Origin of the sequence: Rhizobium sp. ARZ01, assembly GCF_014851675.1 — a bacterium.
Taxonomy (GTDB): domain Bacteria; phylum Pseudomonadota; class Alphaproteobacteria; order Rhizobiales; family Rhizobiaceae; genus Mycoplana.
Window position 1 is genome coordinate 250469 of sequence record NZ_JACVAE010000005.1, and the last position, 25027, is coordinate 275495.

At 59.3% G+C, this 25027-nt stretch carries 21 protein-coding genes and 3 pseudogenes; 16 read left to right on the forward strand and 8 right to left on the reverse strand.

Annotated elements, in window-relative coordinates; translation table 11 throughout:
• Positions 1 to 12: 12 nt before the first annotated feature.
• The 3 genes from IB238_RS23705 to IB238_RS23715 form a co-directional block, all read right to left on the reverse strand.
• Positions 13 to 1443: an aldehyde dehydrogenase family protein gene (locus IB238_RS23705; RefSeq protein ID WP_192253141.1), complete on the reverse strand. Its 1431-nt coding sequence runs from the start codon at positions 1441 to 1443 to the stop codon at positions 13 to 15.
• Between the two features lie 340 nt (positions 1444 to 1783).
• Entirely contained in the window at positions 1784 to 2539 is a 756-nt protein-coding gene (locus IB238_RS23710; protein ID WP_192253144.1) for a FadR/GntR family transcriptional regulator, read from the reverse strand.
• A 40-nt stretch (positions 2540 to 2579) separates the two neighbouring features.
• The gene (locus tag IB238_RS23715) at positions 2580 to 5642 is read right to left on the reverse strand and encodes an FAD-binding and (Fe-S)-binding domain-containing protein (RefSeq protein WP_192253147.1); all 3063 of its coding nucleotides are present in this window, start codon (positions 5640 to 5642) and stop codon (positions 2580 to 2582) included.
• Between the two features lie 99 nt (positions 5643 to 5741).
• Between IB238_RS23715 and IB238_RS23720 the strand changes: the two genes are divergently transcribed.
• The 12 genes and pseudogenes from IB238_RS23720 (at position 5742) to IB238_RS23775 (ending at position 17147) form a co-directional block, all read left to right on the forward strand.
• On the forward strand, positions 5742 to 6491 hold the full coding sequence (locus IB238_RS23720) for an SDR family oxidoreductase (protein ID WP_192253150.1): 750 nt from the start codon (positions 5742 to 5744) through the stop codon (positions 6489 to 6491).
• Positions 6484 to 7227 carry an SDR family oxidoreductase gene (locus IB238_RS23725; protein WP_192253153.1) on the forward strand — a complete coding sequence of 248 codons (744 nt, stop codon included), beginning with the start codon at positions 6484 to 6486 and terminating at the stop codon, positions 7225 to 7227. The genes IB238_RS23720 and IB238_RS23725 overlap by 8 nt, the downstream gene beginning before the upstream one ends.
• Before the next feature lie 187 nt (positions 7228 to 7414).
• Positions 7415 to 7723: a type II toxin-antitoxin system RelB/DinJ family antitoxin gene (locus IB238_RS23730; RefSeq protein WP_192253156.1), complete on the forward strand. Its 309-nt coding sequence runs from the start codon at positions 7415 to 7417 to the stop codon at positions 7721 to 7723.
• Positions 7720 to 7948: pseudogene (locus tag IB238_RS23735) on the forward strand (type II toxin-antitoxin system RelE/ParE family toxin). Before IB238_RS23730 ends, IB238_RS23735 begins: the two are co-directional and overlap by 4 nt.
• A 513-nt stretch (positions 7949 to 8461) precedes the next feature.
• Complete coding sequence (locus IB238_RS23740) at positions 8462 to 10063, forward strand: ABC transporter substrate-binding protein (protein WP_192253159.1); 1602 nt, start codon at positions 8462 to 8464, stop codon at positions 10061 to 10063.
• Between the two features lie 135 nt (positions 10064 to 10198).
• Positions 10199 to 11128 carry an ABC transporter permease gene (locus IB238_RS23745; protein ID WP_192253161.1) on the forward strand — a complete coding sequence of 310 codons (930 nt, stop codon included), beginning with the start codon at positions 10199 to 10201 and terminating at the stop codon, positions 11126 to 11128.
• Positions 11125 to 11964, forward strand: coding sequence for an ABC transporter permease (locus IB238_RS23750; protein WP_192253164.1), 840 nt, complete (start codon positions 11125 to 11127; stop codon positions 11962 to 11964). The genes IB238_RS23745 and IB238_RS23750 overlap by 4 nt, the downstream gene beginning before the upstream one ends.
• Before the next feature lie 49 nt (positions 11965 to 12013).
• Entirely contained in the window at positions 12014 to 13021 is a 1008-nt protein-coding gene (locus tag IB238_RS23755; RefSeq protein WP_192253167.1) for an ABC transporter ATP-binding protein, read from the forward strand.
• Positions 13018 to 13974 carry an oligopeptide/dipeptide ABC transporter ATP-binding protein gene (locus IB238_RS23760; RefSeq protein ID WP_192253170.1) on the forward strand — a complete coding sequence of 319 codons (957 nt, stop codon included), beginning with the start codon at positions 13018 to 13020 and terminating at the stop codon, positions 13972 to 13974. The genes IB238_RS23755 and IB238_RS23760 overlap by 4 nt, the downstream gene beginning before the upstream one ends.
• 125 nt (positions 13975 to 14099) lie before the next feature.
• Positions 14100 to 14876 (forward strand): pyrroline-5-carboxylate reductase dimerization domain-containing protein, encoded by a 777-nt coding sequence (locus IB238_RS23765; protein ID WP_192253172.1) that lies wholly within the window; start codon positions 14100 to 14102, stop codon positions 14874 to 14876.
• A gap of 37 nt (positions 14877 to 14913) precedes the next feature.
• Positions 14914 to 16701: a cobalamin-dependent protein gene (locus tag IB238_RS23770; RefSeq protein ID WP_192253176.1), complete on the forward strand. Its 1788-nt coding sequence runs from the start codon at positions 14914 to 14916 to the stop codon at positions 16699 to 16701.
• On the forward strand, positions 16698 to 17147 hold the full coding sequence (locus tag IB238_RS23775; RefSeq protein ID WP_192253180.1) for a gamma-glutamylcyclotransferase family protein: 450 nt from the start codon (positions 16698 to 16700) through the stop codon (positions 17145 to 17147). Before IB238_RS23770 ends, IB238_RS23775 begins: the two co-directional genes overlap by 4 nt.
• Positions 17148 to 17250: 103 nt before the next feature.
• On the opposite strand, the gene IB238_RS23780 is transcribed toward IB238_RS23775, so the two are convergent.
• The gene (locus IB238_RS23780; protein WP_192253183.1) at positions 17251 to 17925 is read right to left on the reverse strand and encodes a GntR family transcriptional regulator; all 675 of its coding nucleotides are present in this window, start codon (positions 17923 to 17925) and stop codon (positions 17251 to 17253) included.
• A 238-nt stretch (positions 17926 to 18163) separates the two neighbouring features.
• On the opposite strand from IB238_RS23780, the gene IB238_RS23785 reads away from it, so the two are divergent.
• Positions 18164 to 19327, forward strand: a complete 1164-nt coding sequence (locus tag IB238_RS23785; protein WP_192253186.1) for a M20 aminoacylase family protein — start codon at positions 18164 to 18166, stop codon at positions 19325 to 19327.
• Positions 19328 to 19421: 94 nt separating this feature from the next.
• On the opposite strand, the pseudogene IB238_RS23790 reads toward IB238_RS23785, so the two are convergent.
• From IB238_RS23790 to IB238_RS23800, 3 genes and pseudogenes are all read right to left on the reverse strand, one after another.
• Positions 19422 to 19640, reverse strand: a pseudogene (locus tag IB238_RS23790) (HigA family addiction module antitoxin); the annotation flags it as partial.
• 30 nt (positions 19641 to 19670) lie between these two features.
• Positions 19671 to 19760 (reverse strand): annotated as a pseudogene (locus IB238_RS23795) (type II toxin-antitoxin system RelE/ParE family toxin); the annotation flags it as partial.
• Between the two features lie 726 nt (positions 19761 to 20486).
• Entirely contained in the window at positions 20487 to 20891 is a 405-nt protein-coding gene (locus IB238_RS23800; protein WP_192253192.1) for a RidA family protein, read from the reverse strand.
• Between the two features lie 311 nt (positions 20892 to 21202).
• On the opposite strand from IB238_RS23800, the gene IB238_RS23805 reads away from it, so the two are divergent.
• The 3 genes from IB238_RS23805 to IB238_RS23820 all read left to right on the forward strand — a co-directional run bounded on the left by IB238_RS23805 (position 21203) and on the right by IB238_RS23820 (position 24320).
• Positions 21203 to 22105 (forward strand): LysR family transcriptional regulator, encoded by a 903-nt coding sequence (locus IB238_RS23805; RefSeq protein ID WP_192253195.1) that lies wholly within the window; start codon positions 21203 to 21205, stop codon positions 22103 to 22105.
• Between the two features lie 1565 nt (positions 22106 to 23670).
• On the forward strand, positions 23671 to 24045 hold the full coding sequence (locus IB238_RS23815) for a hypothetical protein (RefSeq protein ID WP_246723811.1): 375 nt from the start codon (positions 23671 to 23673) through the stop codon (positions 24043 to 24045).
• Positions 24042 to 24320: a hypothetical protein gene (locus tag IB238_RS23820; RefSeq protein WP_192253201.1), complete on the forward strand. Its 279-nt coding sequence runs from the start codon at positions 24042 to 24044 to the stop codon at positions 24318 to 24320. The genes IB238_RS23815 and IB238_RS23820 overlap by 4 nt, the downstream gene beginning before the upstream one ends.
• Before the next feature lie 300 nt (positions 24321 to 24620).
• Here the strand turns inward: IB238_RS23820 and IB238_RS24815 are convergent, their stop codons facing one another.
• Positions 24621 to 24992 (reverse strand): hypothetical protein, encoded by a 372-nt coding sequence (locus tag IB238_RS24815; RefSeq protein WP_246723812.1) that lies wholly within the window; start codon positions 24990 to 24992, stop codon positions 24621 to 24623.
• Positions 24993 to 25027: the final 35 nt, after the last annotated feature.

Below are 25027 nucleotides of genomic sequence, written 5' to 3' on the forward strand. Positions count from 1 at the left end.
TTGTGTCTCCAATCATGCAGATGTGTAGGCGATCTTCACCGAGGTGTAGAACTCGGCCGCATAGCGCCCTTGCTCGCGCGGACCGTAAGATGAGCCCTTTCTGCCGCCGAAGGGGACGTGGAAGTCGACACCCGCCGTCGGCAGATTGACCATCACCATTCCGGCTTCAGAGTTTCGCTTGAAGTGGGTAGCATGCTTCAAGTTGGTGGTGGCGATGCCCGAGGAGAGGCCGAAACTCGTGTCGTTGGCAACCGCAAGGGCCTCATCGTAGTCCTTGACGCGGATGACAGCGGCAACAGGGCCGAAGATCTCTTCGCGGCATATGCGCATCTGATTGTCCGCTTCGGTGAAGAGCGCGGGCTGAAGGAAGAAGCCGGGGGTCTCTCGTTCCAACCTGTCTCCGCCGAACGTCAATCGGGCGCCTTCAGCTTTGCCAAGCGAGATGTAATCGATGTCCTGCTTCAGCTGGCTTTCGTCGACGACGGGGCCGATGTGCGTTCCCGACTTCATCGCGTCATCGACGACGAGCGCCTTCAGGCGTTCCGTCAACGCACTGACAAACGCATCGTGAATGCCCTCCGTCACGATAAGGCGCGAGGACGCCGTGCAACGCTGCCCCGTCGAGAAGAACGACGAGTTCGCTGCTGCCTCCACGGCAACCGCCAGATCGGCATCGTCCAAAACAACAAACGGGTTCTTTCCACCCATCTCAAGCTGGAACTTCCTGTTGTGTTCGACCGAGGCAAGCGCGACGCGTTTACCGGTGCCGACCGAGCCGGTGAAGGTGATCGCGTTGATGTCCGGGCTGTCGAGCATGGTCTGGCCGACAACAGAGCCGCGCCCCATCACCAGGTTAAGCACACCGGCCGGCAAGCCCGCGCGATGAAGAATGTCGACCAGTGCCCAGGCGCTGCCTGGAACGAGGTCGGCCGGCTTGAAGACGACCGTGTTGCCGTAGCAAAGCGCAGGCGCGATTTTCCAGGCCGGGATCGCTATCGGGAAATTCCACGGCGTGATGATGCCGACAACGCCGACAGGCTCGCGCGTGATTTCGATACCGACGCCCGGACGTGTGGAAGGGAGCGCTTCGCCCGAAAGGCGCAATGCCTCGCCGGCAAAAAATTCGAAAACCTGAGCTGCTCGCACCGTTTCGCCGATGGCTTCCGGCAGGGTCTTCCCCTCTTCCCGGGCGAGGAGTGAACCCAGTTCATCCTTGCGTGCCATGATCTCTTCGCTCGTCCGCTTGAGAATCGCGTGGCGCTCGAGGATCGGAGAGCGCGACCAGCTGGGGAACGCTGCCTTGGCTGCCGCAATGGCTGTCTTGGTCTCCTCAGCTGTCGCCGACGCAAACTCGCCAATGACTTCGTTTGTGTTGGATGGGTTGATGTTCGCCGAGGCGTCGCCGGATACCCACTCGCCGGCGATCAAGTTTCTGTGCAGCATTGTCTTTTCCGTTCAGTGTGAGCCATGCGGTCCGTTCCGCATCCGTTGTTGCTGCAGGGATAAGCGCCGGCGGTTCGCTCTGCGCTCAACCTTGGAAGGATTGGAAAAATCGTAAATCACCATGGTTCCAGCGCGGTTTGCGCTACACACGCACATCGTGTGTGGATTACCTGCAAGTCTTGTTGCCACTGAAAAAGTATAGGGCTGCGTAGCCTTGGGGCTGCGTAAGAAATTCAGTCGATCGACAAGCTATCCTTGATACGCCGACCCTCTCCAGCGCGAAGAATGGACACCTTAACCCCGAACAGCGAGACGTGGGGTTGGTCGGTTTCACAATCCGCTATGTCTGTGCGCAGCGCGGAGACAGAGCGGGACTTTTCATGCCCGCCGGCTCTTCCAGCATGGCGCGGTAGCGGTTGAGGCTCTCCTCCAGATGCGCGGCTAGCGCCTGTTTGGCGGCCTTCGCATCGCCCTGTGTAATTGCCGCGAGAATGGCGGCGTGCTCCTTGTTGATCTTCTTTAGATAGGCGTTGTAGGAGCGGCCGGACTGGCTGTGCTTCAGCACGAGGTCGAAATTGATCTCACCCATCACAGCTTCGAGAAAGCGCGGGAAATGCTGATTGCGGGTCGCCTTGGCGATGGCGAGATGGAATTCGAAATCGGCCCGCGCCTCGGTCTCGGGGTCGTTGGTGTCGAGGTTCTCGATATGGTCGAAGGCCCGCGCGATCTCGGCGAGCGCTTCGGGTGTGCGGCGCTGGGCGGCGAGCGCCACGGACTGCATCTCCACGCCGAGGCGCAGTTCGAGGATCTGCATCGCCGAGCGGATGTCCTCGATCCGGCTGATCTCGAAATTCAGCGTTCGGACGTCCTTCCCTGTCACATAGACGCCGGCCCCCTGCCGGGCGATGACGCGGCCTGCTACCTTCAGCGAGGTCAGCGCCTCGCGGATGACCGTGCGCGAAACGCCGAATTCCTCACAGAGCTGTGCGCTCGACGGAATCTTCTCGCCGGGGGCATAAAGGCCAGAGTCGATGCGCTCAGAAAGCCTGGCGACGACGATTTCGGCGAGATTGCCGCGCTGCGTGATGACCGACATGGCGTACAGCCTCTGGGTTATGCTCTAAATTTATCATATATCATACGTGGCATCCCCGCCTGAGGGAAGCGCCCGTATTCTCTTGCAGAATGGCGTGGATGACCTGAAGCGGATGGGGAAGCCTCCGGCCGTCCATCAGCTTGGCCTGCGACCGGCAGGAATAGCCCGTCGCCATCACCAGATCTGCCGGGCCGGCGGCGGCAAGCGCTGGTTGCCAGCTCATGGCATAGAGCTTTTCCGAAAGGGCCCGGTTGCGCACCTCATGGCCGAATGTGCCGGCCATGCCGCAGCACCCGGTCTCGCCGGCCACGAGATCCACGCCCAGTTTCGCGAAGACCACCCGCCACTGGTCCGCTGCGGCCGGCACGTTGGTGCGTTCCGTGCAATGGGCCATGAGCATGTGGCGCGTCCGTTTTTCGCCGGCAAGCAAGGGCAGGCGGTCGAGGATGGCGGCCAACCATTCCTGCGGCAGCAGGACATGCGCACGCATCCTCGTGCTGGCGTATTCGCTGCGAAAGGTGAGCGTCATGGACGGATCGATGCCGACGAGCGGCACGCCGGTTTCCGCAAGCCGGTTGAGGGCGTCGGCGGTGCGGTGCGCCGTTCTTTCGAAGGCTCCGAGATAGCCGTGCACATGCAGCGCCTTGCCGTTGCGGAGCGGCGGCGCGACGAAGGGAGAAAGCCCGAGCAGGCGCGCCACCTCCACCGCATCGAGAATCACTTCGGGGTCGAAATGCTCGGTGAAGGCATCTGGCACGAAGATGACCGCCTTTGTCCTCTCCGCCGCGTCGAGGCGTGCGAGCGCCGCGGGCGTGGCGACCGGCACGTGCCGCCGGGCAAGTTCGCGGCGCGGCGACCGCGACGGAAGAACGGGAAGGGCAGTGAGGCCGGCAAACCGCATTGTCGCCCGGCCGGCCACAGAGCCGACGGCGAGATTGTAGAGCGGGCGCATCCGCGCCATCAGTGGCAGGGTGGTCTCGATGGCGGCGACCAGCGGGTCCTTCAACGGCCGCAGATAGCGCGCATGGTAAAGCTCGAGGAATTTCGCGCGGAAGGCCGGAACGCTCACCTTGACCGGACATTGCCCCCCACAGGCCTTGCAGGCAAGGCAGGTGTCCATCGCCGCACGCACTTCATGAGAAAAGTCATCGCGATTGGCGGGATTGATACTGTTCCAGAGCCGGCGCACCAGCCCGAACCCAGCGCCGGGGCGACGCTGCCGCTCCGCTTCGCGGCGGGGATCGACGCCCTTTTCCGCAAGGCGGCGCAGCCATTCGCGCATCAGCGAGGCGCGGCCCTTGGGCGAGAAGCGCCGGTCGTGCGTCGCCTTGTAGGAGGGGCACATCAGCCCGTCGGCGTCGAAATCGAAGCATGCGCCGTTGCCGTTGCAATAGGCGGCATTGTCGAAGGCAGCGCGGATTTCGTTGCCGATCTGCCGGTCGAGCGTGCCGCGCAGGGGGATCTCGTCGATCTTCGGCAAAGTCTTGCCGGCCGGCGCGATGATCTTGCCGGGATTGAGCTGGCCGAGCGGGTCGAAGACCTCTTTGATTTCCTGAAGGCGCGGATAGAGCGGGCCGAAGAAGTCGGGCACATATTCAGAGCGCACGCCCTTGCCGTGCTCGCCCCAGAGCACGCCGCCATATTTGCGCGTCAGCGCCACGACGGCATCGCTGATCCGGCGTACCAGGGCGGCATGCTCGGGGCGGGTGAGATCAAGCGCCGGGCGCACATGCAGCACCCCGGCATCGACATGGCCGAACATGCCATAGGTAAGGCCTTCCCCATCAAGCAGTGCACGGAATTCGCGGATATAGGCGGCGAGGTTTTCTGGCGGAACGGCGGTATCCTCGACGAAAGGCACCGGCCGGATCGGCCCTTCGGCATTGCCAAGCAGCCCGACCGCCCGCTTGCGCATCGTCCAGACGGCCTCGATCTCGGCCTCGCCTTGCGTCATGGTGAAACCTTTTCGGCCGGGAAAGGGGCTGTTTTCCAGCGCTGCTGTCACGCCCGAAAGTTTTTCCGCCAGTTCCTCCGGCGTCTCGGCTAGCACCTCGGCAATGTTGATGCCGTTGGCCGGGCCGTCGGCATCGTGGGGAAAGAGAGTCGCAATGCGGGGCCAGATAATATCGCCCTTGGCAAGCCGCAGCACCGTTTCGTCGATCGTCTCGACCGAGGTGAGGTTCAGCGCCACTAGATTGCGCGCATCTTCAAGTGCTGCGTTGAAATTGTCGTAGCGGATGTTGACGAGCGCGGCATGCTTCGGGAGCGGCAGCAGATTGAGCTCCGCCTCCGCAATCATCGCCAGCGTACCTTCCGAGCCGCAGAGCACCGCGTTGAGATCGAACCGGCCGTCCTCCCGGGTGAGGTGCGCAAGGTCGTAGCCGGTCATGAAGCGATTGAGCTTGGGGAAGATCCGCTCGATGTCGCCGCTGTCTTCCCTGGCGATGCGCGCTAGGGCGCGGTGGATAACGCCGATGCGGTCGCGCCGCGCCTGCAGCGCTCGCAATTCCTCCTCGCGCACCGGCCGGGAGAGGAAATCCGTTCCGTCCGTCAGAACCACGCGCAGGCCCAGCACGTGGTTGCTCGTCTTGCCGTAAAGGCAGGAACCCTGGCCGCAGGCATCCGTCGAGATCATGCCGCCGATCGTCGCCCGGTTTGAGGTGGAGAGCTCTGGCGCGAAGAAAAGGCCGTGCGGGGCGAGCGCCTTGTTGAGCTGATCCTTGACGACACCGGCCTCCACGCGTGCGATCCGGCGAACCGGGTCGATCTCCAGGATGCGGTTCATGTGGCGCGAACAGTCGACAACGACGCCTGCTGTCAGTGACTGGCCGTTCGTCCCCGTGCCGCCGCCCCTCGGGGCGAGCGTGACGGCGAAAAATTCCGGACGGGAGAGGGCCTTGGCGATACGCTTCAGGTCGCCGATATTTTTCGGAAAGATGATGCCATCAGGCTCCACTTGATAGATGGAATTGTCGGTTGAGAAGACGGTGCGCTCGGCGGCGGACATGCCGATATCGCCTTCGAAGCCCACGCCATCGAGATAGTGCAGGAACGCTTCGCTTGGCGAAGGCGTGCGCGGTTCGGCTTCGAGGCGGGGGATCATGGCGGAGTCCAAAAAAGGGCTTGTGCTTCATCAAAGTTGGCATATAAGTGATAACATGCCAGTACGGTGAAGCAACCCGAAAATTGTGGGGTCGGAGATATGAAGAACCAGTCTGTTGTCATCGTCGGCGGCGCATCCGGCCTGGGGCTTACGGCCGCCAGATTGATGGTGGCCAACGGCGCGGCGAAGATAGGCCTCATAGACCGCAACGAGGCGATGCTCGCCTCCTCCGCGGCGGAACTAGAGGCGCTCGGCGCGGAGGTCGCGACGGCCGTCGCCGACATTTCGCGGGCCGAGACAGCCCACGGTGGCTTCGAGGCCGTCGCCGCCGAGCTCGGTCGCGTCCATGCGCTCGTCAACAGTGCGGCGATCTATCCGCGAAAGCCCATTCTCGAAATTACCGACGAGGACTGGGACCTGGAAAACGCCATCAACGTCAAAGGCACCTATCACATGATGGTCGCCGCCGTGCGCCACATGCGCCAGTTCGTAAACCCGCCGGAAGTGACCGGCCGCATCGTCAACGTCACTTCGGTCGATGCCTTCAAGGCGCATCCGCAGAACGCCCACTACGCCGCCACCAAGGCGGCCGTCGTCAGCCTCACAAAATCCTTCGCGCAGGAATGCGCCAGCGACCAGATCCTCGTGAACTCGGTCGCCCCCGCCGGCTTTGCCACCGACCGCGCCAAGGAACTCGGCTTCCTGCCGGAGCTTGCCAAGGCGAGCGCGCTCGGCCGCGCCGCTGAGCCTGTCGAAATGGCGGAGTGGATCGTCATGATGGCCTCCAGCCGAAATACCTATGCGACCGGCGAAAACGTTGTGATCAGCGGGGGCTACATCTATGTCTGACGCCTATCGCGTCGCCGTCGTCACCGGCGCCACGAGCGGCATTGGCAAGGCCATCGTGCCCACGCTACGTGCCCGCGGCCTCACCGTCTATGCTATCGGCCGCAACGAGGCTCAGCTTGCCGAACTTTCGGGCGCGACCGGCGCGATCCCGGTGCAGGCAGATGTGCGCGACACGGCGCGCATCGCTTCGGCGCTCGATGGCGTCGAGGTCGACGTCCTGATCAACAATGCCGGTATCCTCTCGACCCGTGCAGCCTTCCAGGACATCGATCCCAACGAGATCGATGCGATGATCGACGTCAACCTCAAGGCGCCGCTGCACCTGACGCGTGTCGTGCTGCCGGGTATGGTGACGCGCAAGTGCGGCCACCTCATCTATATCGGCTCTAGCGGCGGACAGGCGCCGTACCCGAGCATGGGCGCCTACGGGGCCTCGAAGGCCGGCCTCAGCCTTTTTTGCGACAACCTGCGCTGCGATCTGCTCGGCACCTCCGTCCGGGTCAGCGAGATCGTGCCCGGCCGCGTCCAGACGGACCTCTATCGCACCTCGATCGCCAACAACCAGGCGCAGGCCGTTCTCTATGACGGCTACCGGGCGATTCAGCCGGAACATATCGCCCGCATCGTCAATGACGTGATCGCGCTTCCCGTCTATGTGGATGTCGCTCGCGTCGAGGTCTTCCCGACCGATCAGGCGACGGGCGGCGGAACGATGGTGAAGTTCGAGGCGCAGTGACAGGGCTGTGCGGCGTTGAGGAGGGGCGATGACCGGCACGGTTGACAAAGTAAAGTGAGCGGTCCCGATCTCGTCAGCAACTATCGCGCTGTTGCGATCTGCACCGTCAATCCCGCGCATGCGGTGCTTCAAAAAGCGCGGTGTGAAGCGGCGTTCGCGCTGGAATCGATTCAATTGGGCTTGCCCAATGCCAGCAAACGCACTTGTTCAAACGCGTATCGACCCTGACGTCCGGGACCGCGCATCGGCCGTGCTCGAAAACATGGGGCTGACGGTCTCGGATGCGGTGCGCATTCTGCTCACCCGCACCGCCAATGAGGGCGCACTCCCGCTCGAACTGGTCACCAACAGCGAGGCTCATGACGTCTGGTTCCGGGCCAAAGTGCGCGAAGCACTTGAGGATACTCGGCCTGACACACCTGACGATGAGGCAGAGGCGCATTTCGCTGAGCGGCGTGCAGCGGCCCGGCGCAGGGCCGACGGCCTGAAATCTTGAGGCTCGTCTGGTCGGCCTTCGCGCTTTCGGATCGCGACGGCATTTTCACGCAAATTGAGGCCGACAACCCTGCCATCGACGAGCGGATTGTGGCCGCGACCCGGCGTCTTCGTGATTCCCGGTACTCCCTACATTGCGGTCTATCAGGCAATTGGGGAAGCGGTCCGAATCCTCCGCGTGCTGCACGGTGCGCAACAATGGCCGGACAGCCTTCAGGAAGACTGATGCGTCGCCCTACTAGGCTCTGAGCGGCGCCGAACTTAGTGCGACGCCAAGGTGGCCGACGTCCACTACCCCGCTTGGTGGCGATGCTGGCTATTGTGGCGCGTGTGCGATGACGTACTCGAGGTACGCTAAGGGTGTCACGGGGTCGCTGGACGCCCGCTACTGATTGGGCTGTAGACGATCAAAGATCATTGAATGCGATGCTGTCGAAGAAGGCTGAGGCCTTGATCATCTTGCCGTCCTGCAGATCGAGGAACCACCATGCAGCAGTGACGAACCAGCGATGTTTTTTCAATGCAGATTTGGAGCAGTCACATCTATAAAATTAGAAAGATAATCAAATTTATGATTATTGACATGATTGTATTTGTTTCATAGATTTTCGATTGGAAGTGGAAGTGGGCGACTTTGCGACTAAGCGCCTTGGGAGGGCAGTCGGCGTATTCCAGCACGTTTTCGAACGGCAATAGCGGCATGGAATAAGCGCGAGGGCATAAAAACATGGAGGAATGGATGAGAAAGACGTTGCGCGCAGGCATTCTTGCCTGCCTTGCAGTTATCGGCACAGAAACCTCGCTTCACGCCGCCGAGGCTGGTGGAGCGTTCAACTTTGTGGCGCCCTACGACGGGAGCATCCTGACACTCGATCCGCATAAAACTGCCAAGCAGCAAGACCTCTTGGTTACCACCAACATCTTCAGAACGCTCTATATGTGGAGCACGGAGGAGCAGAGGCCGGTACTGGAATTGGCGGAGGCTGTCGCGGTTTCGGAAGACGGGCTGACGTACACCTATACGCTGAAGGATGGCATGACCTTTCACAATGGGCGCGAGCTCGTCGCCGGCGATATTGCCTATTCCTACGAGCGGATGCTGACGATGGATCCGGTCAGTCCTACTTCGGGCTACCTGCAGGTGGTCGTTGGCGCGAACGCGCTGCAAAAGGGCGAGGCCGACACCTTGGCCGGGGTGAAGGTGATTGACGACAGGACTTTCTCGATCTCCCTGACCGAAAAAGTCGATCCTGCCTACCAGTTCTACCAGCCGGGGACTGCGATCGTTCCCAAAGAAGAGGTGGAACGGCTCGGCGAAAAGTTCGGGCTTACACCGGTTGGAAGCGGGCCATTCAAGTTCAAGGAGTGGGTCGAAGGCAGCGAGGTCTCACTCGTCAAGTACCCGGAATATTATGAAAAGGGAAAGCCCTACCTCGATTCGGTCGCATTCAAGATCATGCAGGAGGGGGCGGCGAGAGATATCGCGTTCCGGGCCAAGGAGCTGGATTCGATCATTGTCGAGGCGCCGCAATACAGCAGCTACAAGGATGACCCTGACTATTCTGCGAACTTGATCGAGGTCGCCGAGATGTTCACGCGCTTGATCGTGTGGAATCAGAAATACGAGCCGCTCGCCAATAGGAAAGTGCGTCAGGCAATTAGCTACGCGATCGACGAGGACGCGATCAATCGGAAGTTCCTCAAGGGCAAGGCGTATAATCCGGTGGGCTGGCTGCCCCAATCGTCGGAGGCGTTCGACAGCGGGGCGGCTGGGTTAGGTTTTGACCTAGATAAGGCCAAGGCGCTGATGAAGGAGGCTGGCTACGAGGACGGGTTCGAGTTGAAGATCCTCGGAAGCGCGAACATGTCCTATGGCGTTGCGGTTGCGGAGGTCGTCGGTCAGTATCTCAGTAAAATCAACATCAAGGTGACAACCCAGCAATTGGAGGAGGGCATCCTCTACGACAAGATGATTGCCGACGATTTTCAGGGTATCATCTGGTCGTTCGGTTCCGGCCCCGAGCCATTGGTGGCTCTGAAGCGCTGGCATTCGAAAACTGCGAACACCTCCGGCAACTACGCGCACTACAACAACGCGGAGTATGACGCTCTGCTTGACAAGGCTCAGGCGGAAACGGATTCGGCCGCGCGGATTGCTCTCATCAAACAGGCGGATGCCGTCTTCCGCGATGATGCCGCCGTATGGCTCCTCAACTACAACAAAGCCGTTCTCGCCGTCCAACCATGGGTGCATGGGCTCAAGCCCGTTGCGATCGAGATCATGTACCAGGATATGGCAGATGTCTGGGTTGAGCCGGCTTCGCCTCGCTCAGGGAAATAAATGAGCTCCGTCGACCAGTCGGCACCATGACAACGGCGCCGACTGGTCACTCCATTTCCCGACATATCAGTTGCTCCCCCGCGCATAGCAATGTTGTCGCCACGGGTCTCCCGATGACGACAGAGAGAAACCGACATGCGATCCTTCGCCATACGCCGCATTCTTCAGTTCATCCCGACGATTCTTGGGATCACGCTGATCATGTTTCTTTTGTTGAACGTCATCCCAGGCAATGCCGCGTTGAGTACCGCAGGCAAGCTTGAGCTCGGCGCCGACGTTGTCGAGAAATTGAAGGCCGACCTGCAATTGGATAAGCCGGTCTATGTCCGGTACTTCAACTATGTGGCCCGCTTGGCCCAAGGCGATTTGGGGCAGTCCTATCTGCGGCGCTACGACGTGGCTGACGTGGTATTCGCCCGGCTGGGGGCGACGCTGAAACTTGCCTTCTCCGCGATCGCGATTGCGATCGTCCTGGGCGTTCCGCTCGGATTTATCGCAGCGCTGAAACAGGGGGCCTGGCCGGATATGCTTGCGACCGTGGCGGCGGTGGTGGGCGTTTCGATCCCGCAGTTCTGGCTAGGCATCCTGCTGATGTATGCCTTCAGCTACATGATGCACCTGCTGCCGACCTCGGGGTACGGTGACGGCGCGCTTGCCAACCTGGTGATGCCGGCGGTGACGCTGGGCGTGGGTTACAGCGCTCTCATGGCGCGTATCACCCGCGCCGCCGTGGTTGAGGTTCTGTCCGCGGACTACATCCGCACAGCAAGGGCCAAGGGGCTGTCGGAGTTCAGGATCAGCTACAGGCACGTCTTCAGGAACGCCTTTGTGCTGATCTTGACGACCGCCGGTCTCCTGTTCGGCTCGCTGATCGGTCAGACAGTTGTCGTCGAGCGCGTGTTCTCATGGCCCGGAATTGGTTCTTTGCTGGTCGAGTCGATCTTCCAGCGGGATATTCCGGTGGCGCAGGGCTGCCTGTTGGTGATCGTCATGGTGTTTCTGATCGTCAACCTGCTCATCGACATTCTCTACAATGTGATCAACTCACAGATTGATTTCAAATGACCCTGCAGCGCTTTTTCCAGCACAAGAACCTGTTCTATGGCAGCCTCATCGTCGTTTTCGTCACATCGGTGGCGGTCTTTGCGCCCCTGATTGCTCCGTTCGACCCGATCAACGATGCGGATTTGATGAACGCTGAGTTGCCTCCGGACGCGACGCATCTGTTTGGTACTGATACGAGTGGGCGCGATGCGTTCTCGCGCGTTGTCTACGGGGCGCGGGTGTCATTGAGCGTCGGTCTTGTCACGCAAATCGCCAACACCATTATCGGCGTCTCGTTGGGACTGGTCGCAGGGTATTTCGGGCGGTTCTGGGATGAGCTGATCATGGGGGCGACCAATATCATGCTGTCGATCCCGGTCATCGTGTTTGCGCTGGCGATCATGTCGGCGTTGGGGCCGGGTCTGTTCAACATCTATCTCGCCCTTGGTCTGACGAACTGGTCCTATACCTGTCGCTTGACCCGCGCGCAGGTGCTGTCGGTCAAGAAGAGCGATTATGTGAGGGCCTCGGTGGTGTTGGGGTACAGCAAGACCAGCATCATTTTCGGTCAGATAATGCCGAATGTTCTCGGGCCGGTGCTGGTGATTGCCACCCTCGGCTGCGCTGAGGCGATCCTGATGGAAGCCGCGCTTTCGTTCCTAGGGCTTGGCGCGCAGCCGCCGATGCCAAGCTGGGGCGGAATGCTGTCGTCGTCGCGCGATCTTTTCTTCACCGCCCCTTGGCTGTCGATCTTTCCCGGTCTGGCAATCTTCATCACGGTTCTGGGCTTGAACCTCTTTGGCGACGGACTGCGCGACATTCTGGATCCAAGAAGCGTGCTGAAGAGCAACGCGTAGTCCGCCGGCGCGCGGACACGCGGTTTCCCAGACGGCACGAGGAGGAATAATGCCAAAGGCGGCCAAACTTCTGCAAATAAGCGGGTTGCGGACGGAGTTCATCACCCCTGCCGGTGTCGTTCCGGCAGTCAGAGACGTTTCGTTCGATCTCGATCCGGGCGAAACGGTGGGCATAGTCGGTGAGTCCGGTTCGGGCAAAAGCGTCACTGCTATGTCAGTCCTGCGGCTGATTAAATCGCCACCTGGCCGCATTGCGGCGGGTAGCATCCGATACAAGGGCGTCGATCTTCTGGCGCAGGACGATGCTTACATGCGTTCGATCCGCGGAAACCGGATTTCGATGATCTTCCAGGAGCCGATGACTTCGCTTAATCCGCTCCTGACCGTGGGCGACCAGATCGCCGAGGTCATGCAATGGCATCAAAATGTTAGCCGTCGCGAGGGCATGAACCGCGCGATCGAGCTGCTGCGGAAGGTTCAGATTCCGTCGCCGGAGAAGCGGGTCAGGGACTACCCGCATCACATGTCGGGTGGCATGCGCCAACGCGTAATGATCGCCATGGCGCTGGCTTGCAACCCGGAAATTCTGATCGCCGACGAACCGACAACCGCGCTGGATGTGACGATCCAGAGCCAGATCATGGACTTGATCCTGGGGCTGAAGGATGAGTTCGGCAGCGCGGTTCTGATGATCACCCATGACCTTGGGGTTATTGCTGAAATGGCCCAGCGCGTGATCGTGATGTACGCCGGGCAGGTGGTCGAGGTCGGCTCGGTCTACGAGATCTTCGACGACCCGCAGCATCCTTACACCCAGGCATTGCTGCGGTCGGTGCCCAAACTCGGCAGCCGGACCGAAAAGGGACGGCGCCGTCTGCAGGAAATCCCGGGCATGGTGCCCAGCCTGATCAATGCTCCTGCCGGCTGCGCGTTCCGCGACCGTTGTGCGGTCGCCGGCGCCGAATGCGTCGGCAGCGCGATCGAACTGCGAGCGGTCGGCGAAAACCGAATGGCTCGGTGCATCAAGATTGGAACCCCGGCGGGAGCAGTGACATGACGGCATCGGGCGCGTTGTTAACGGTCAACGATCTGAAGGTTCATTTTAACGCAAAGGCCCTGCCGATCCGCGCGGTTGATGGCGTGTCGTTCACGCTGGCGCGGGGGGAGACCCTGGGCGTTGTCGGCGAGAGCGGTTGCGGCAAGACCACCACAGGTATGTCGATTGTCAATTTGGTGCAGGCCACCAGTGGCGAGATCGTCTTTGACGGGATGGATCTGACACGGCTCCATTCCTTGCCCAAGCAGAAACAATTGGAACTGCGGCGGCGGATCCAAGTGGTGTTCCAGGATCCCTATTCGTCGCTAAACCCGCGCAAGACGTTGACACAAACGTTGGACAAACCGCTGCGGATCCACGGATTGACTGCTTCGGAACGCAAGGACCGGATCGCCTATCTTCTTGAAAAGGTGGGCCTGAGCCCGAAGCATGCAGACCGGTACCCGCATGAGTTCTCAGGCGGGCAGAGACAGCGGATCGGTATCGCGCGGGCGCTTTCGGTCGGGCCTGAGCTCATCATCTGCGATGAGGCGGTGTCGGCACTGGACGTTTCTATTCAGGCGCAGATCATCAACTTGCTGCTGGATCTACAGGAAGAATTTGGTCTTTCCTACCTGTTCATATCGCATGATCTTGCTGTCGTTGAACATGTCGCGGATCGGGTCGCAGTCATGTATCTCGGCAAGATCGTCGAAATGGCTTCATATCAAGCTTTGTTCTCTAATCCGCAGCATCCCTATACGCAGGCGTTGCTGTCCGCAATTCCGGTGCCAGACCCCAGGCATAGTGGCTCGCGCATCGTGCTGCAGGGTGATGTTGCAAGCCCACTGAATGCGCCGAGCGGATGTCCTTTTCATACACGGTGTGCGCGCAAGTCGGCCGTCTGCCAATCGGTCGCGCCGACATTGACGACAATCGCCAGCGACCATTCGGTATCTTGTCACAATACGTGACGTTTCAACTGCCCCGTTCCCCATTTTCTACTTCGAGTATCGGTGCTTGCCGGGTGGGAACGGATTGACTCAATAATTCGAAAATTGTATTTGTAATTATAAATATGATTACGTAGGTGATGGCGATGACGCAGCGAGTTGGCATAATTGGCGTTGGGCATTTTGCGGCCTATCTCATTGCGGGTTTTGAAAACGCTGGCGGAATATCGACCTTGCGGCTGTTCTCGCGCACGCGGGGCCGCGCGGAACGAGTTGCGGCTCGTCATCCGCACGCCGAGGTGTTTGACACGCCGCAGGAGGCAATTGATGGCGCGTCGGTCGTTATCGTGGCGACCCGGCCGGCAGATGTGGAGACCGCGCTTTCAGGCCTGAAGTTCTCGAGTGACCAAGTCGTAATATCTGTCGCCGCCGGGGTGACACTGGAACGATTGCGACGACTGACCGGCGAGGCAACGGCAGTCCGGGCGCTGCCGGTTGCCTGCGCGGCGATCAACAAGAGCCCAATACTGCTGATGCCGGAGAATGCAGCGGCCCGAGCCGTTCTGGAACAATTGGGGCGTGTCTATGCTCTGCAAACGGAAGACCAGTTCGACACTGGGACCGCATTGGTGGGCGCCTTCTACGCGATGATGTTCCCCTTGATGGATCACCTTGCTGCTTGGACTGCTGCGCGGGGTCTGGATGAAGAAACGGCGCGCGCGCTGGTCGTCGAGACTATCAGCGGGGCGAGCGCAATGGCCGAGCACGACAGGGACGTGCCGTTTCAAGACATTTGGGCATCGCTCGCCGTTCCTGGCGGCATCTCCGAACGGGGCATGGCGGAGGTCGAGAAGGCGGGCGGCCTTGCCGCGTGGAGTGGCGCGCTTGATGCCGTTGTCCGCAAGTTGAAAGGTCACCTTTGATGATCCGCGAAACGCCCAGGTGGATCGGAGTCTCGGCATGACGACGACCAGATTCGAACAGGTTACACGGCAAACCCTGGCCGACCAGCTGCCCGATTACTCAGTCATTTTGGCCGAGGCGCGCGAAATTGCGAGTGCCATCAAGATCGGGCGCACGGCGGCCTTCGACAAATGGGGCGTGGAATCGGAGGCTGAATTCAAACAAGCCTGCATGCGGAGCGGTGAAATCAACTATCACGCGCACATCGGCATGGGAAACTGGGATCTCACCGAACGGGCGCTGGCCAATGTCTTTCATGAGGCCAGCCTCAACAATATCGAGGTGCATCGCGCCGGTCTTTGTCTCGATCGCCGCATGGGGCTGCCCGAAGGGCTGCGCAGCAAAGCTGCGGCAGAAACCGGCCCCTTGCTGGAAACGCCCGGGCACTGGAGCCAGATCGGACAGGTGACGCCGATCCAGCCTCACATGGGCGACTTCATGATCGGTTTCCCGGCGGCGACTGGGAACACCGTGCAGGCTCTGCGTGCGGGGGTGACGACGATCGGCAACCTCTCGCAGTACTTCGCCCATGAGGCGCCGGGCTGGCACGATCACGTTGCAACTGCCGTGGAAACCACGAAATCAATCGCGATCCTCGGTGCGCTGCGGGATCGGGGAGTGATGCTGCATTCGTATCTTGAAGACGGGTTCGGCGCGTTGTTCCTTGATTGCACGACGGTGGCGGGATGGGCGTATCTCGAGAAGTACATCGTTGAAGATCTGCTGGGCGCCAAGCTGTCCCACTGCATTGGCGGACTGACATCCGATCCGGTCAAACGGGCCGGATGGGTGTTTGCGCTCGCCGAGATCCATGACGGAAATTGCGTCGGCTCGATGTTCTACGGCGATACTATTTCGTTCACGCGGAACTTCGACGAGAACCGAGGGCTGGTTGCAGAGTATCTGCTGTGGGACATCATGGCGCAGTTGGAATGTCCCACCGGTCATGCGGTTCTACCGCTGCCGGTAACCGAGGCATTCCGGGCCCCATCTTGGGAAGAAATCATAGAGGCGCAGATATTGGGCCACCGGGTTGAAGCCACGGCGCGCCGTCTGCATTCCCGCGTGGACTTCTCCGAGAGCCGTAAATTTGCCGAACAGATGCGGCAGCACGGCAAGCAGGTTTTCAAGAACGCCTTGAGCGGGCTTCGAGCTGCCGGTGTCGATACGACGAACCCGCTGCAAATGCTCTACACGCTGAAAAAACTGGGCCCAGCTTTGTTCGAGGAACTGTTCGGCGCGGGTGAACCCGCTGCCACGGAATTGCGCTCACGCAAGGTGATCGTGCCCACCGATATCTTTGCCCAGTCCCTTCAGTGCTACAAGGATAACCTGCCGCGGTTCGAACTGCCTGAACTAGCCGACAGGATCGCCGGCAAGCGGATACTCCTTGCTTCGACCGATGTGCATGAGCACGCGATCATGGTGCTGCATTGGCTGCTGTCGAACACCGGCGCCGAAGTCATTTATCTGGGTGCCGAGGCAGATCCCGACCAGGTCGCCGAGAAGGCCGGCGCAGATTCACCGGACGCAATCCTGATCAGCACGCACAACGGCATGGCGCTGGACTACGGCAAGATGCTGGTGGACGCGCTGGCGAAAAGACAAGTTCGCGCACCCGTTCTGTTCGGGGGCGTTCTGAACCAGAAGCGCGGCGATCTCGATCTGCCGGTCGATGTCACAGCAGAGTTGGCCCAGATCGGACTTCACACCGATTCCGGGCTCGGAAATCGCCTCGGCGCGCTTCTTGCAATCGACAAACCATCTAGTGAGGAGAAAAGATGATACACTTTGCCTATGGCTCCAATCTGCAGCTGAAGTTTCTGCACACTATCCTGCCAAATGCAAAATTTCTGATGAAAGGCTATATTCCTAACTACGAAGTGCGTTTCAACTTCTGGTCCAAGAAGCAGCAGGCTGGCATTAGCAACATTATTGAAGCACCCGGTAAGATGGTTCATGGCGCACTATTCGAGGTGCCTGAGGCCGAGATGCGCGAACTGGATGTGAAGGAAGGCTATTACATCGGCGACTATGAGCGCAGGACCTTCATCGCCATGGGCGACGACGGTAAATGGCACGATGTGGAGCTATATCAGGTCATCGATCCCCAAGGACCATTCAAACCTTCCAAGTCCTATGTCGAAGGCATGCTGGAAGGTGCCAGGGAATTGAGGCTTGATCCAGACTACATAAGAACTATTGAGAATTTCTACCAAGATTCTCTGTAAGCCAATTTTACGGTAGCAAAGAATAGGCATTTCACCATTTCGGCAAATGGAAAATGGTGGAATGCCTTGTGTCTGTATTTTCGATTTCACCCGCGCGGAAAGGCTAGAATTTTATAGCGGCCTTCTCGTCGATCATCTGTTGAAGGTTCAGGTACGCATGTACCTTGCTGTTTTCAATGTGCTTCTCCAGCAAGGATTTTGCGAGTTCCACGTCGCCAACGATAATTGCATCGAGGATTAGCCCGTGATCGGCTTGATTCGATTGTTCTCTGGTAACATAGCCAAGGCTTGCCTTGTATTTCAAATGCAGAACATCGAAGACATTCTTCAAAGCGTTGAGCCGGATCGGCTGCTTTGCCAATCGCGCGATCGTAAGGTGGAAATTCATGTCAGCGATGAGCTTCTGATGGGTCAGGTTGCTCGACAGCGATTCCAGATAGGCGTCATGCGCGGCCTGCAACTCGATCTTTCCGGCCTTGTCCAAGGTCGACATTGTCTCCTCAAGCAGGGTCAATTCGAGCATTTTGCGGAATCTATAGAGTTCCTCGACCTCCTCGAGCTTGAGAGCTTCGATGAAGTAACCCTTGTTGGGCTCACGCCGAACCAGCCCCTGAAATTCGAGATACTTCAACGCCTGGATCACGGGCGTTATGCTCATGTCCATCTGCTCGGCCAGATCTTTGAATGGAATTTTTTGACCCGCGACGATTTCGTTGTGAAACAGCATCTGCCGGATGCCGAGGTAGGCCTTGTGGGATAGATCGGGTGCCAGTTTCACGGGTTTTTCAGAGTGCGATGCCATGGGAACTGTATCGCAGTTTTTATGCGAATATTCAATATTCTAGGGTGAAGGAGATCAGGTATTTTTGGCATTCGGAAATATAGAATTACTAAAACTTTGGCCGATGAAATACCTAACGGCGCCACCGTGATCCTGTCGCGGCGTGCGGCCGGCAAGCACCAAGTTATCCATCTTTCCCGCGTGGCCGAGACCAATCTAACCTAAGGAGATTATTATGCCGGTACTGCCGCAAATTGCGGAGCGCAGCGATGAACTTACTGCGATACGGCGCGACCTGCACGCGCACCCTGAGCTCGGCTTCCAGGAATACCGTACTTCGGCAATCGTTCATGAATTGCTCACTCAATACGGCGTCGACCAAGTCCATACCGGGATTGGAGCAACCGGTGTGGTGGGCATAATCCGCGGCAAAGAGGAGGGAGACAGACGTGTTGGGCTCCGGGCGGATATGGATGCGCTGCCGATACATGAGACGACCAACCTTCCATACGCCTCGCAAAACGATGGTGTTATGCATGCTTGCGGCCACGATTCACACACAACGATGCTGCTGGGGGCGGCCCGCTATCTGGCCGAGACACGCAATTTTGCCGGCACAGCGGTGCTGATTTTCCAACCCGCCGAGGAAGGTTTGGGCGGGGCGCGAACCATGATCGCAGAAGGGTTGTTCGACCGATTTCCCTGTGACGAGGTGTTCGGTATGCATAACAACCCCAACGGCACGCCGGGGCTTGTCAAGGTCAAGCCGGGCGTGGCGATGGCGGGGGCTTGCTTTTTCGACATCGTCATGAGGGGAGCCGGCAGTCACGCTGCAATGCCTGAAGACGGCCAAGATACCATCATGATTGCGTCGGCTCTGGTGGGAGTATTGCATACCATTGTCAGCCGCAATGTTCCGCCAACCAAGCCTGCGGTGCTGTCGGTGACCAGGATCCATGCAGGCAACGCGTACAACGTACTACCTGACACCGCGACGATCGCAGGTACCGTGCGATATTTTCACGAGGACGTTCGGATTTTGATTGAAGACAGGATCAAAGACATTTGCGCCGGCTTGGCCAAGATGCATGGCATCGAGATCAGCGTCGACATTCGGAATGTTTTCGATGTTTTAGTGAACGACGTTGATTTGTCTGAAGCTTATCTTGCGGCCGCAGCCGAGATTGTCGGCGCCGAAAACGTCCGCATATCCGATGATCTTGTGACCGGCAGTGAAGATTTCGCGGACATGCTGAAGGCTGTCCCCGGAGCCTATTGTACGCTTGGCCATGGCGGGGCCATACCTGTCCATAATCCGGGCTATGTGTTTGACGACGCGATTTTGCCAGTTGGTGCCAGCATCATGGCGAGAATCGTAGAGAAACGCTTGCAGATCTGAAAGCAACGAGGGCTTGGGCGCCATTGCGCTTTGTCTGGCAGTGAGCCCGATTTTCGTTTAGAACCTTCGCTCACTCAAATGGCGTTCTGCTTGTTTGCATGTTCATCCAGAATTCCGGCGTTGTGCGGAAATATTTGGCGAGGCGTAGAGCGGTATCCATCGTTATCGGTGTTTGCTCCGCCGCTATACGTTCGATGCGGTTTCGAGGAACATTGAGCTTTTTCGCCAGTACACCGGCGCTCATGTTAAGAGGAAGTAGGTACTCCTCGCGGAGGATTTCGCCCGGATGGACCGGCGGAAGGATAGGGGTCATCTAAAGCTCCCTGTGCGCCACGATTGGCTCTCAATGGTAGTCAACTATTTCGACGTCTTCGATACCGGCATCTGTCCATACGAAGCATATGCGCCATTGATCATTGATCCGGATCGAATGCGCCGGCTCAGGTGAAGTTGTAGTCGATCATCTTCACGTTGGAGAGGTCAATCTTAGCGTCCGGGTTCTTGTAGGCCCTGTCGGCTCGAAGCTGGGATTTTGGCCAAGTTGGAGACAGTCTGCTCCGAATTCTGGAGCAGACTGATGGGTTGGAGTATTTCGAATGAGGATTTTGTCGGGCGTTGGAGCCTGAGCTTTTCGGACATAGAATTTGTGTAAGGCAAGCCGGCGCCGGCACGACTGGGATTGGCGGTTAAGCTTAAGTTCTTCGCCGCGCATGGCTTCTTTGTACAGGACCATGCCTTCGCTGGCGAACTGTGTCCGACCGGGAAACCGGTTGGCGCCATGCTCGAGCAGGTTTTTCTGTGGTGCCGGGACCGTTGCATATACGGCCCGTCGCACAAGGAACTGGAACGGCTTGGTGCGTTCGCAACGGCAACATTATCTCGACAATTGGTTGACCGGGGTGAGTGCTCGCCTTTTAGCAAGCACGGTCGCATTGCTGGAAACGTCTATTGCCGAGGCAGACGGCCCGACCAGCTTCAATACGATGAGAAGTGATGCTGGCCAGGCATCGCTCGACAACATCCTCATGCCGTCATTCGCCCACCGACCGACAAACAGGTTTTTTGTCAGCCGGTGGGTCGAAACGGCGATGGCGGACGCGATGTGGTTTGTTCATTTTCATGTGAATGAAAACGGACAGACGGATCAGTTGATCGCGTATCAGTCAGGCAGGCGGACGACCAGTTCGAGCTCAACTTGCAGGCCTTGTCCGGCAAGGGCCGCGACACCAATGCCAGTGAGAGAGGGCTGTGCTCCGTCGAAGATCTTGCGAAGAGGATCCATGACCCTCTGCAGCCGCTCCTCGGTCAGGTCAGTAACGTAGACGCGCGCCATCACGACGTCCTGCATGGTGGCGCTGATCGCCTCCAGTGCCTTTCGGGCATTGGCGCCGGCGATGTGGATCTGTTCAACGAGATCGCTGGGAAGCGGCGTGCCCTCCGGTGTCCAGGCAACTTGTCCTGAGATGTAGGCGATACGGCCTGGTTCTGCGATCGAGATTTGAGAAAAGCCTTGCTGGCCGAAATCCGGCAACGTGGCCGGGTTCATGCGGGAGATGCTGTTCATATCGAGGTCCCTAGTTTTGAACATGCGTGGTGAAGGGAGAACTGAGCCGTGACCGGTTCAGTCCCGGGGAAGGCGGCCGAGCCAAAGGCCATCGCCTCGTCGAGGATCACCGGGATGCCGCGAAGGTCCGTGCAGCGCTTCTGAGGCGCTGGCTGGCGACGGCGACCCGCTAGGAGGCAAGCTCATTTCAACCTTCTCGGTGTGATCCATGGTGACGATACCTGCCCTGTTGATCTACAGTGCATTACATAGTCGATGCATTGGGGAATGTGCGTCCCGTCAAAGGGGTAGCGCGTTCAGGAGGGGGATAGATGAGCGATACACCCGATCTCGGCACCATTCGCGCCTTCATCGCCGTTGCGGAAGCCGGGAATTTTGCGACTGCCGCCCGCACAGCCGGCCTCACGCGCTCGGCGCTTGGGAAGGCACTTACGCGGCTGGAGGGAAGACTGGGAACCCGTCTCCTTCACAGAACCACGCGTCGGGTATCGTTGACGGTGGACGGCGCCGAGTATCTGGCACGGACCAGGCAGATACTTTCTGACCTCGCCGAGGCCGAAGCCAGCATTCGCCAGGATCGCCCCGTCGCGCGGGGCGTGCTCCGGCTCACCTTGCCGGATGCCTACGGGCGACTACGTGTCCTTCCGATCCTGAAAGACTTCCTCCGGGAGTGGCCGGAGCTATCGGCCGAAGTGAACTTCACGGATCGTCCGATCAATCTCGTCGAGGAGGGCGTCGATCTCGCGGTGCGCATCGGAAGCACGGAGACGAGCGCCGAACTGGTAGGACGGGTGGTGGCACGCTCGACAATCATTCTCTGTGCCGCTCCCGCTTATCTGGCCGAGCGGGGCAGACCGATGGTCCTGGGGGAACTTGCCGACCACGACCGCCTCCATTTCGGCAGTCGCGGGGAAGCCATGCGTTGGGCCGTTTCGGCGCCGTCGCAGGCTACGGAGCAGGTCGCGGGGCCGGGGCGCGTAACTCTCGACAGTGCCGAGGCGATCCGCGACATGGCTGTCGCGGGATTCGGCATCGCCCATCTTCCTCGGTTTCTCGTGGCAGACGATCTGGCGACCGGGCGCCTGGTTGCGATTTTTGTCGATCATCCAATGCGTGAAGTGCCCATCTCCGTCCTCTATCCGAACCGACGCCACCTGCCAGCTCGTGTCCGTCTGTTTATCGACCGATTGTCGCAGAACCTCGAAGTTGAATGACCGCTTCTGGTGACTAGGTGGTCCGCCGATGTTCGACCTATAGGAGACGGCGGCTGCTTCCCTTTCCAGAGGGGGCTCGTCGTAGTCCGATGAAGTGTGACAAGTAGTCGAGGTTGGCTGGCGGCCTCGGCCTCCTTCGTCGCCGTGCATGCGGCTGCGTGGTCAAGGCCGCCGGAAGAAGGGCGGCCGGGAGCGGCCTATCCGGGAAGAAGTCGAGCGCTGCGGTATCTGGCGGCGACGGTGCTGATGGCCTTGCCGCCCTTCGGGGTCATCGGCTGGGCGCAGCCGATGACCGAAGGGCGTGCTTTTTCCTGGATGGGGATGGTGGGGCGTGGTTGCCGCCGCTGCCGGCCTCGCAACGATGACATCGCGAGGCCGGCTGGCCGCAGCAATCGTTCTTGGAGGCTGCTGGGCCTGGTCCGCCGCAAGCTGGACGGAGCCACCTCTACCGAGAGGATGGAAAGGCGTCGACCTGGAGCAGGGTCAAAAGCTCGACCCTTATCGCAACGGTGCTGTCTTTCGTCACTCCGCAAACCGGGCGATCCGCGCACTCTCGTTTCGAGGTGATACACACTGGCTTTGGCGCGCCGTTGATCAGGATGGTTTCGTGCTCGACGTTCTTGTGCAGACCACGATCCGATCGCCAATCTCTTCCACCTTCCTCGCCACGACATTTCCTCGAACCATCATCGCGAACTACGCTCCGCCGCTATGCAGATGTGGAACGAGAATCGCTCAGTTGGCGCTCGCGTGATGGTGGGACGTCTACGCCGACTGCGCCTCGTCGGCCTTAACGTGGATGCTTTAGGTGTGCGAGCGTCACCATCTTCGCCAGTGTTCACACAGCGATGTCGGATGCCGTATTTGTGGGCAGGCACATCTTTGCGGCGCAATTGCTCTGCTACCGCCTGCCATCCGCGCTCCGCGCCGATCTCAATCCAACTGATGCGGATGGATGCGACGGAATGCACGCGGACAGTCATGCGTGCAAGGGTGCGACATGTCGCGTATGGTTGCCTGTGAAACACTTCGGGCACAACGAAAGAAGAAGAGGAGGTTCTGAAAATGCGAAGCACCTTCTGGCCGGCGTCTTCATCGCCGGGATTGTTTTCACACAGACCGGCACCTCCCAGGAGTCCGCGGGCTTTTGCTCATTCTCGTTCATGAGGCGGCTCCCATTTTCAGTCTATGGCACGAGGATGTTCGCGTCTCGGCACGCTCCCAGGAAGGCGTATCGAGCTTCTTCCAGTGTCTTAGGTCTAGAAAGTGCAGCAAGGCATGCTCGTTTTGCTTGACTGAAGTGATCATCGTCCGATTTCGGCCACACACGGGGCAACACTGCGAGAGCCTCTTCCGGGCCTCGTATAGCCCTAATTCCCTCCGGCGTGGTGATACGAACTGGCGATTTCCAGTGGGGTTGATGATCGTCGCGCATGACGCGGATCCTCGTAGCTCGAAGAATATAGAACCTGAAAGAAGGTCTAAAGTTCCGGATCGAGAGGGCGACGCCTATGATCGCCCCGCGCGTCCAAACCATCTGCGAGGAGTATGGGTGACCATCGTTGATGGCCGGTCTTATCCTGGCATTCGCGAGACACGCGCTGTTGCTCGATCGCATCCTAACATCAAAAGGTGAGGATCACTTCCGCCTCGTCCTTTCCACGGTTGTCGAAACCGAGAACAATCAGGGGTATATCGACAAGCACCTGCTTTGGGCCGTCAGTGACCTCGTTGAGGCTTACAGCAAGCTTGTGGAGCAAGATGCCACCGGATGGCTCGAATGCTTCGATAGGGCTCCCGTGGGCGAACTACAGGTGGTGGCCAAAGGTCTTCGGCATCAGCGGTTTTCCCTGGTAGGCATGTTGGCGGAGAGAGTGGTGCGTAGGTTTGGCCTGAACGCTGGGCAGGGCGATCTCTTCGATGAAAGGCGAGCTGCATGAACATGACGATGATTGAACGAGCAGCAAAGGCGGTCTTTGACGTCGACCATCCCGAAGCGGAGGAAGAGGAGTGGGAGAACGCAACAGCTTGGTACTGCACCCGCGCCCGCGCTGCCATCGAAGCCATACGGGAACCTACCCCTTCTATGGTTGGTGCCGCCACAGGCGTTCCTATCCAGAGCAACGTGGTGTCTGAGACATATGTTCTCGATGATGAGGCAACCGCGATCTGGCAGGCAATGATCACCGCGGCGCTCGAGGAGAATGGCGAATGAACAAGGCAGAAATTGGGGCCAGGGCAGCCTGCCCTTAAGCAGCAGCGCCCAGGGGTATTGTCTGCTGAAGCGCTGATTGTGGCGCTCCCGCGCCGATTGGCAAACGGTTTGAGGTCACTTCGAGGCTGAATCGGCAACGAGAGAGATGGGCTGCCGCACGGTGCCGACGCGATCTACAGCGTTGATACGGGCTGCCGCAATGTTGCCGGGCTAAGTCGTACGTAACTGCCTTGTTCTGGTCGGAAGGCCCAAACCATCACGACTGAAAACAGCACGAGTAAAGCGCAGATCAACAATCGATTAGACATGGTCGCTCACGCCTGGCTGAGAGCCGAACGTGTTGCGATTGAACACGGCTCTGAGTTCGATAGCATCGGATTCTCGCAGTCCTGTCACCTGACGGCTTCCCAATTCCGCTGGTTCGCCGGTATCGCTGGCAAAGACTGTCCAGGTTCCATCACATTCTTCCCGATGGCCGTAGGGTTCCGCCGCAGATCGCTGAACATAAGTCATCTCGGGATGCAAGGTATCGAAATCGGACAGCACAGACGCAGAACGCTTGCGGAAGGTTCCGTTGATCGGTTCCAGTTTGGACGTGACGTAGCCAGCTCGATGTAACATCTCGCGCATAAGCGCCGCGTCCGACAAAGAAAGATAGTTGTTAGGGTGCATAGTTTCTGCCTCGCTTGGGGCCAGGGTAGCCAACC

Bases quoted from the DNA above. Each gene is read 5' to 3' on its own strand.
- IB238_RS23740 (WP_192253159.1), top strand. From the start codon at position 8,462: ATGAGAAAGACGTTGCGCGCAGGCATTCTTGCCTGCCTTGCAGTTATC.
- IB238_RS23710 (WP_192253144.1), bottom strand. From the start codon at position 2,539: ATGTCGGTCATCACGCAGCGCGGCAATCTCGCCGAAATCGTCGTCGCC.
- IB238_RS23755 (WP_192253167.1), top strand. From the start codon at position 12,014: ATGCCAAAGGCGGCCAAACTTCTGCAAATAAGCGGGTTGCGGACGGAG.
- IB238_RS23750 (WP_192253164.1), top strand. From the start codon at position 11,125: ATGACCCTGCAGCGCTTTTTCCAGCACAAGAACCTGTTCTATGGCAGC.
- IB238_RS23785 (WP_192253186.1), top strand. From the start codon at position 18,164: ATGCCGGTACTGCCGCAAATTGCGGAGCGCAGCGATGAACTTACTGCG.
- IB238_RS23745 (WP_192253161.1), top strand. From the start codon at position 10,199: ATGCGATCCTTCGCCATACGCCGCATTCTTCAGTTCATCCCGACGATT.
- IB238_RS23800 (WP_192253192.1), bottom strand. From the start codon at position 20,891: ATGAACAGCATCTCCCGCATGAACCCGGCCACGTTGCCGGATTTCGGC.
- IB238_RS24815 (WP_246723812.1), bottom strand. From the start codon at position 24,992: ATGCACCCTAACAACTATCTTTCTTTGTCGGACGCGGCGCTTATGCGC.
- IB238_RS23715 (WP_192253147.1), bottom strand. From the start codon at position 5,642: ATGATCCCCCGCCTCGAAGCCGAACCGCGCACGCCTTCGCCAAGCGAA.
- IB238_RS23765 (WP_192253172.1), top strand. From the start codon at position 14,100: ATGACGCAGCGAGTTGGCATAATTGGCGTTGGGCATTTTGCGGCCTAT.
- IB238_RS23720 (WP_192253150.1), top strand. From the start codon at position 5,742: ATGAAGAACCAGTCTGTTGTCATCGTCGGCGGCGCATCCGGCCTGGGG.
- IB238_RS23805 (WP_192253195.1), top strand. From the start codon at position 21,203: ATGAGCGATACACCCGATCTCGGCACCATTCGCGCCTTCATCGCCGTT.
- IB238_RS23725 (WP_192253153.1), top strand. From the start codon at position 6,484: ATGTCTGACGCCTATCGCGTCGCCGTCGTCACCGGCGCCACGAGCGGC.
- IB238_RS23705 (WP_192253141.1), bottom strand. From the start codon at position 1,443: ATGCTGCACAGAAACTTGATCGCCGGCGAGTGGGTATCCGGCGACGCC.
- IB238_RS23770 (WP_192253176.1), top strand. From the start codon at position 14,914: ATGACGACGACCAGATTCGAACAGGTTACACGGCAAACCCTGGCCGAC.
- IB238_RS23820 (WP_192253201.1), top strand. From the start codon at position 24,042: ATGAACATGACGATGATTGAACGAGCAGCAAAGGCGGTCTTTGACGTC.
- IB238_RS23815 (WP_246723811.1), top strand. From the start codon at position 23,671: ATGGCCGGTCTTATCCTGGCATTCGCGAGACACGCGCTGTTGCTCGAT.
- IB238_RS23760 (WP_192253170.1), top strand. From the start codon at position 13,018: ATGACGGCATCGGGCGCGTTGTTAACGGTCAACGATCTGAAGGTTCAT.
- IB238_RS23730 (WP_192253156.1), top strand. From the start codon at position 7,415: ATGCCAGCAAACGCACTTGTTCAAACGCGTATCGACCCTGACGTCCGG.
- IB238_RS23775 (WP_192253180.1), top strand. From the start codon at position 16,698: ATGATACACTTTGCCTATGGCTCCAATCTGCAGCTGAAGTTTCTGCAC.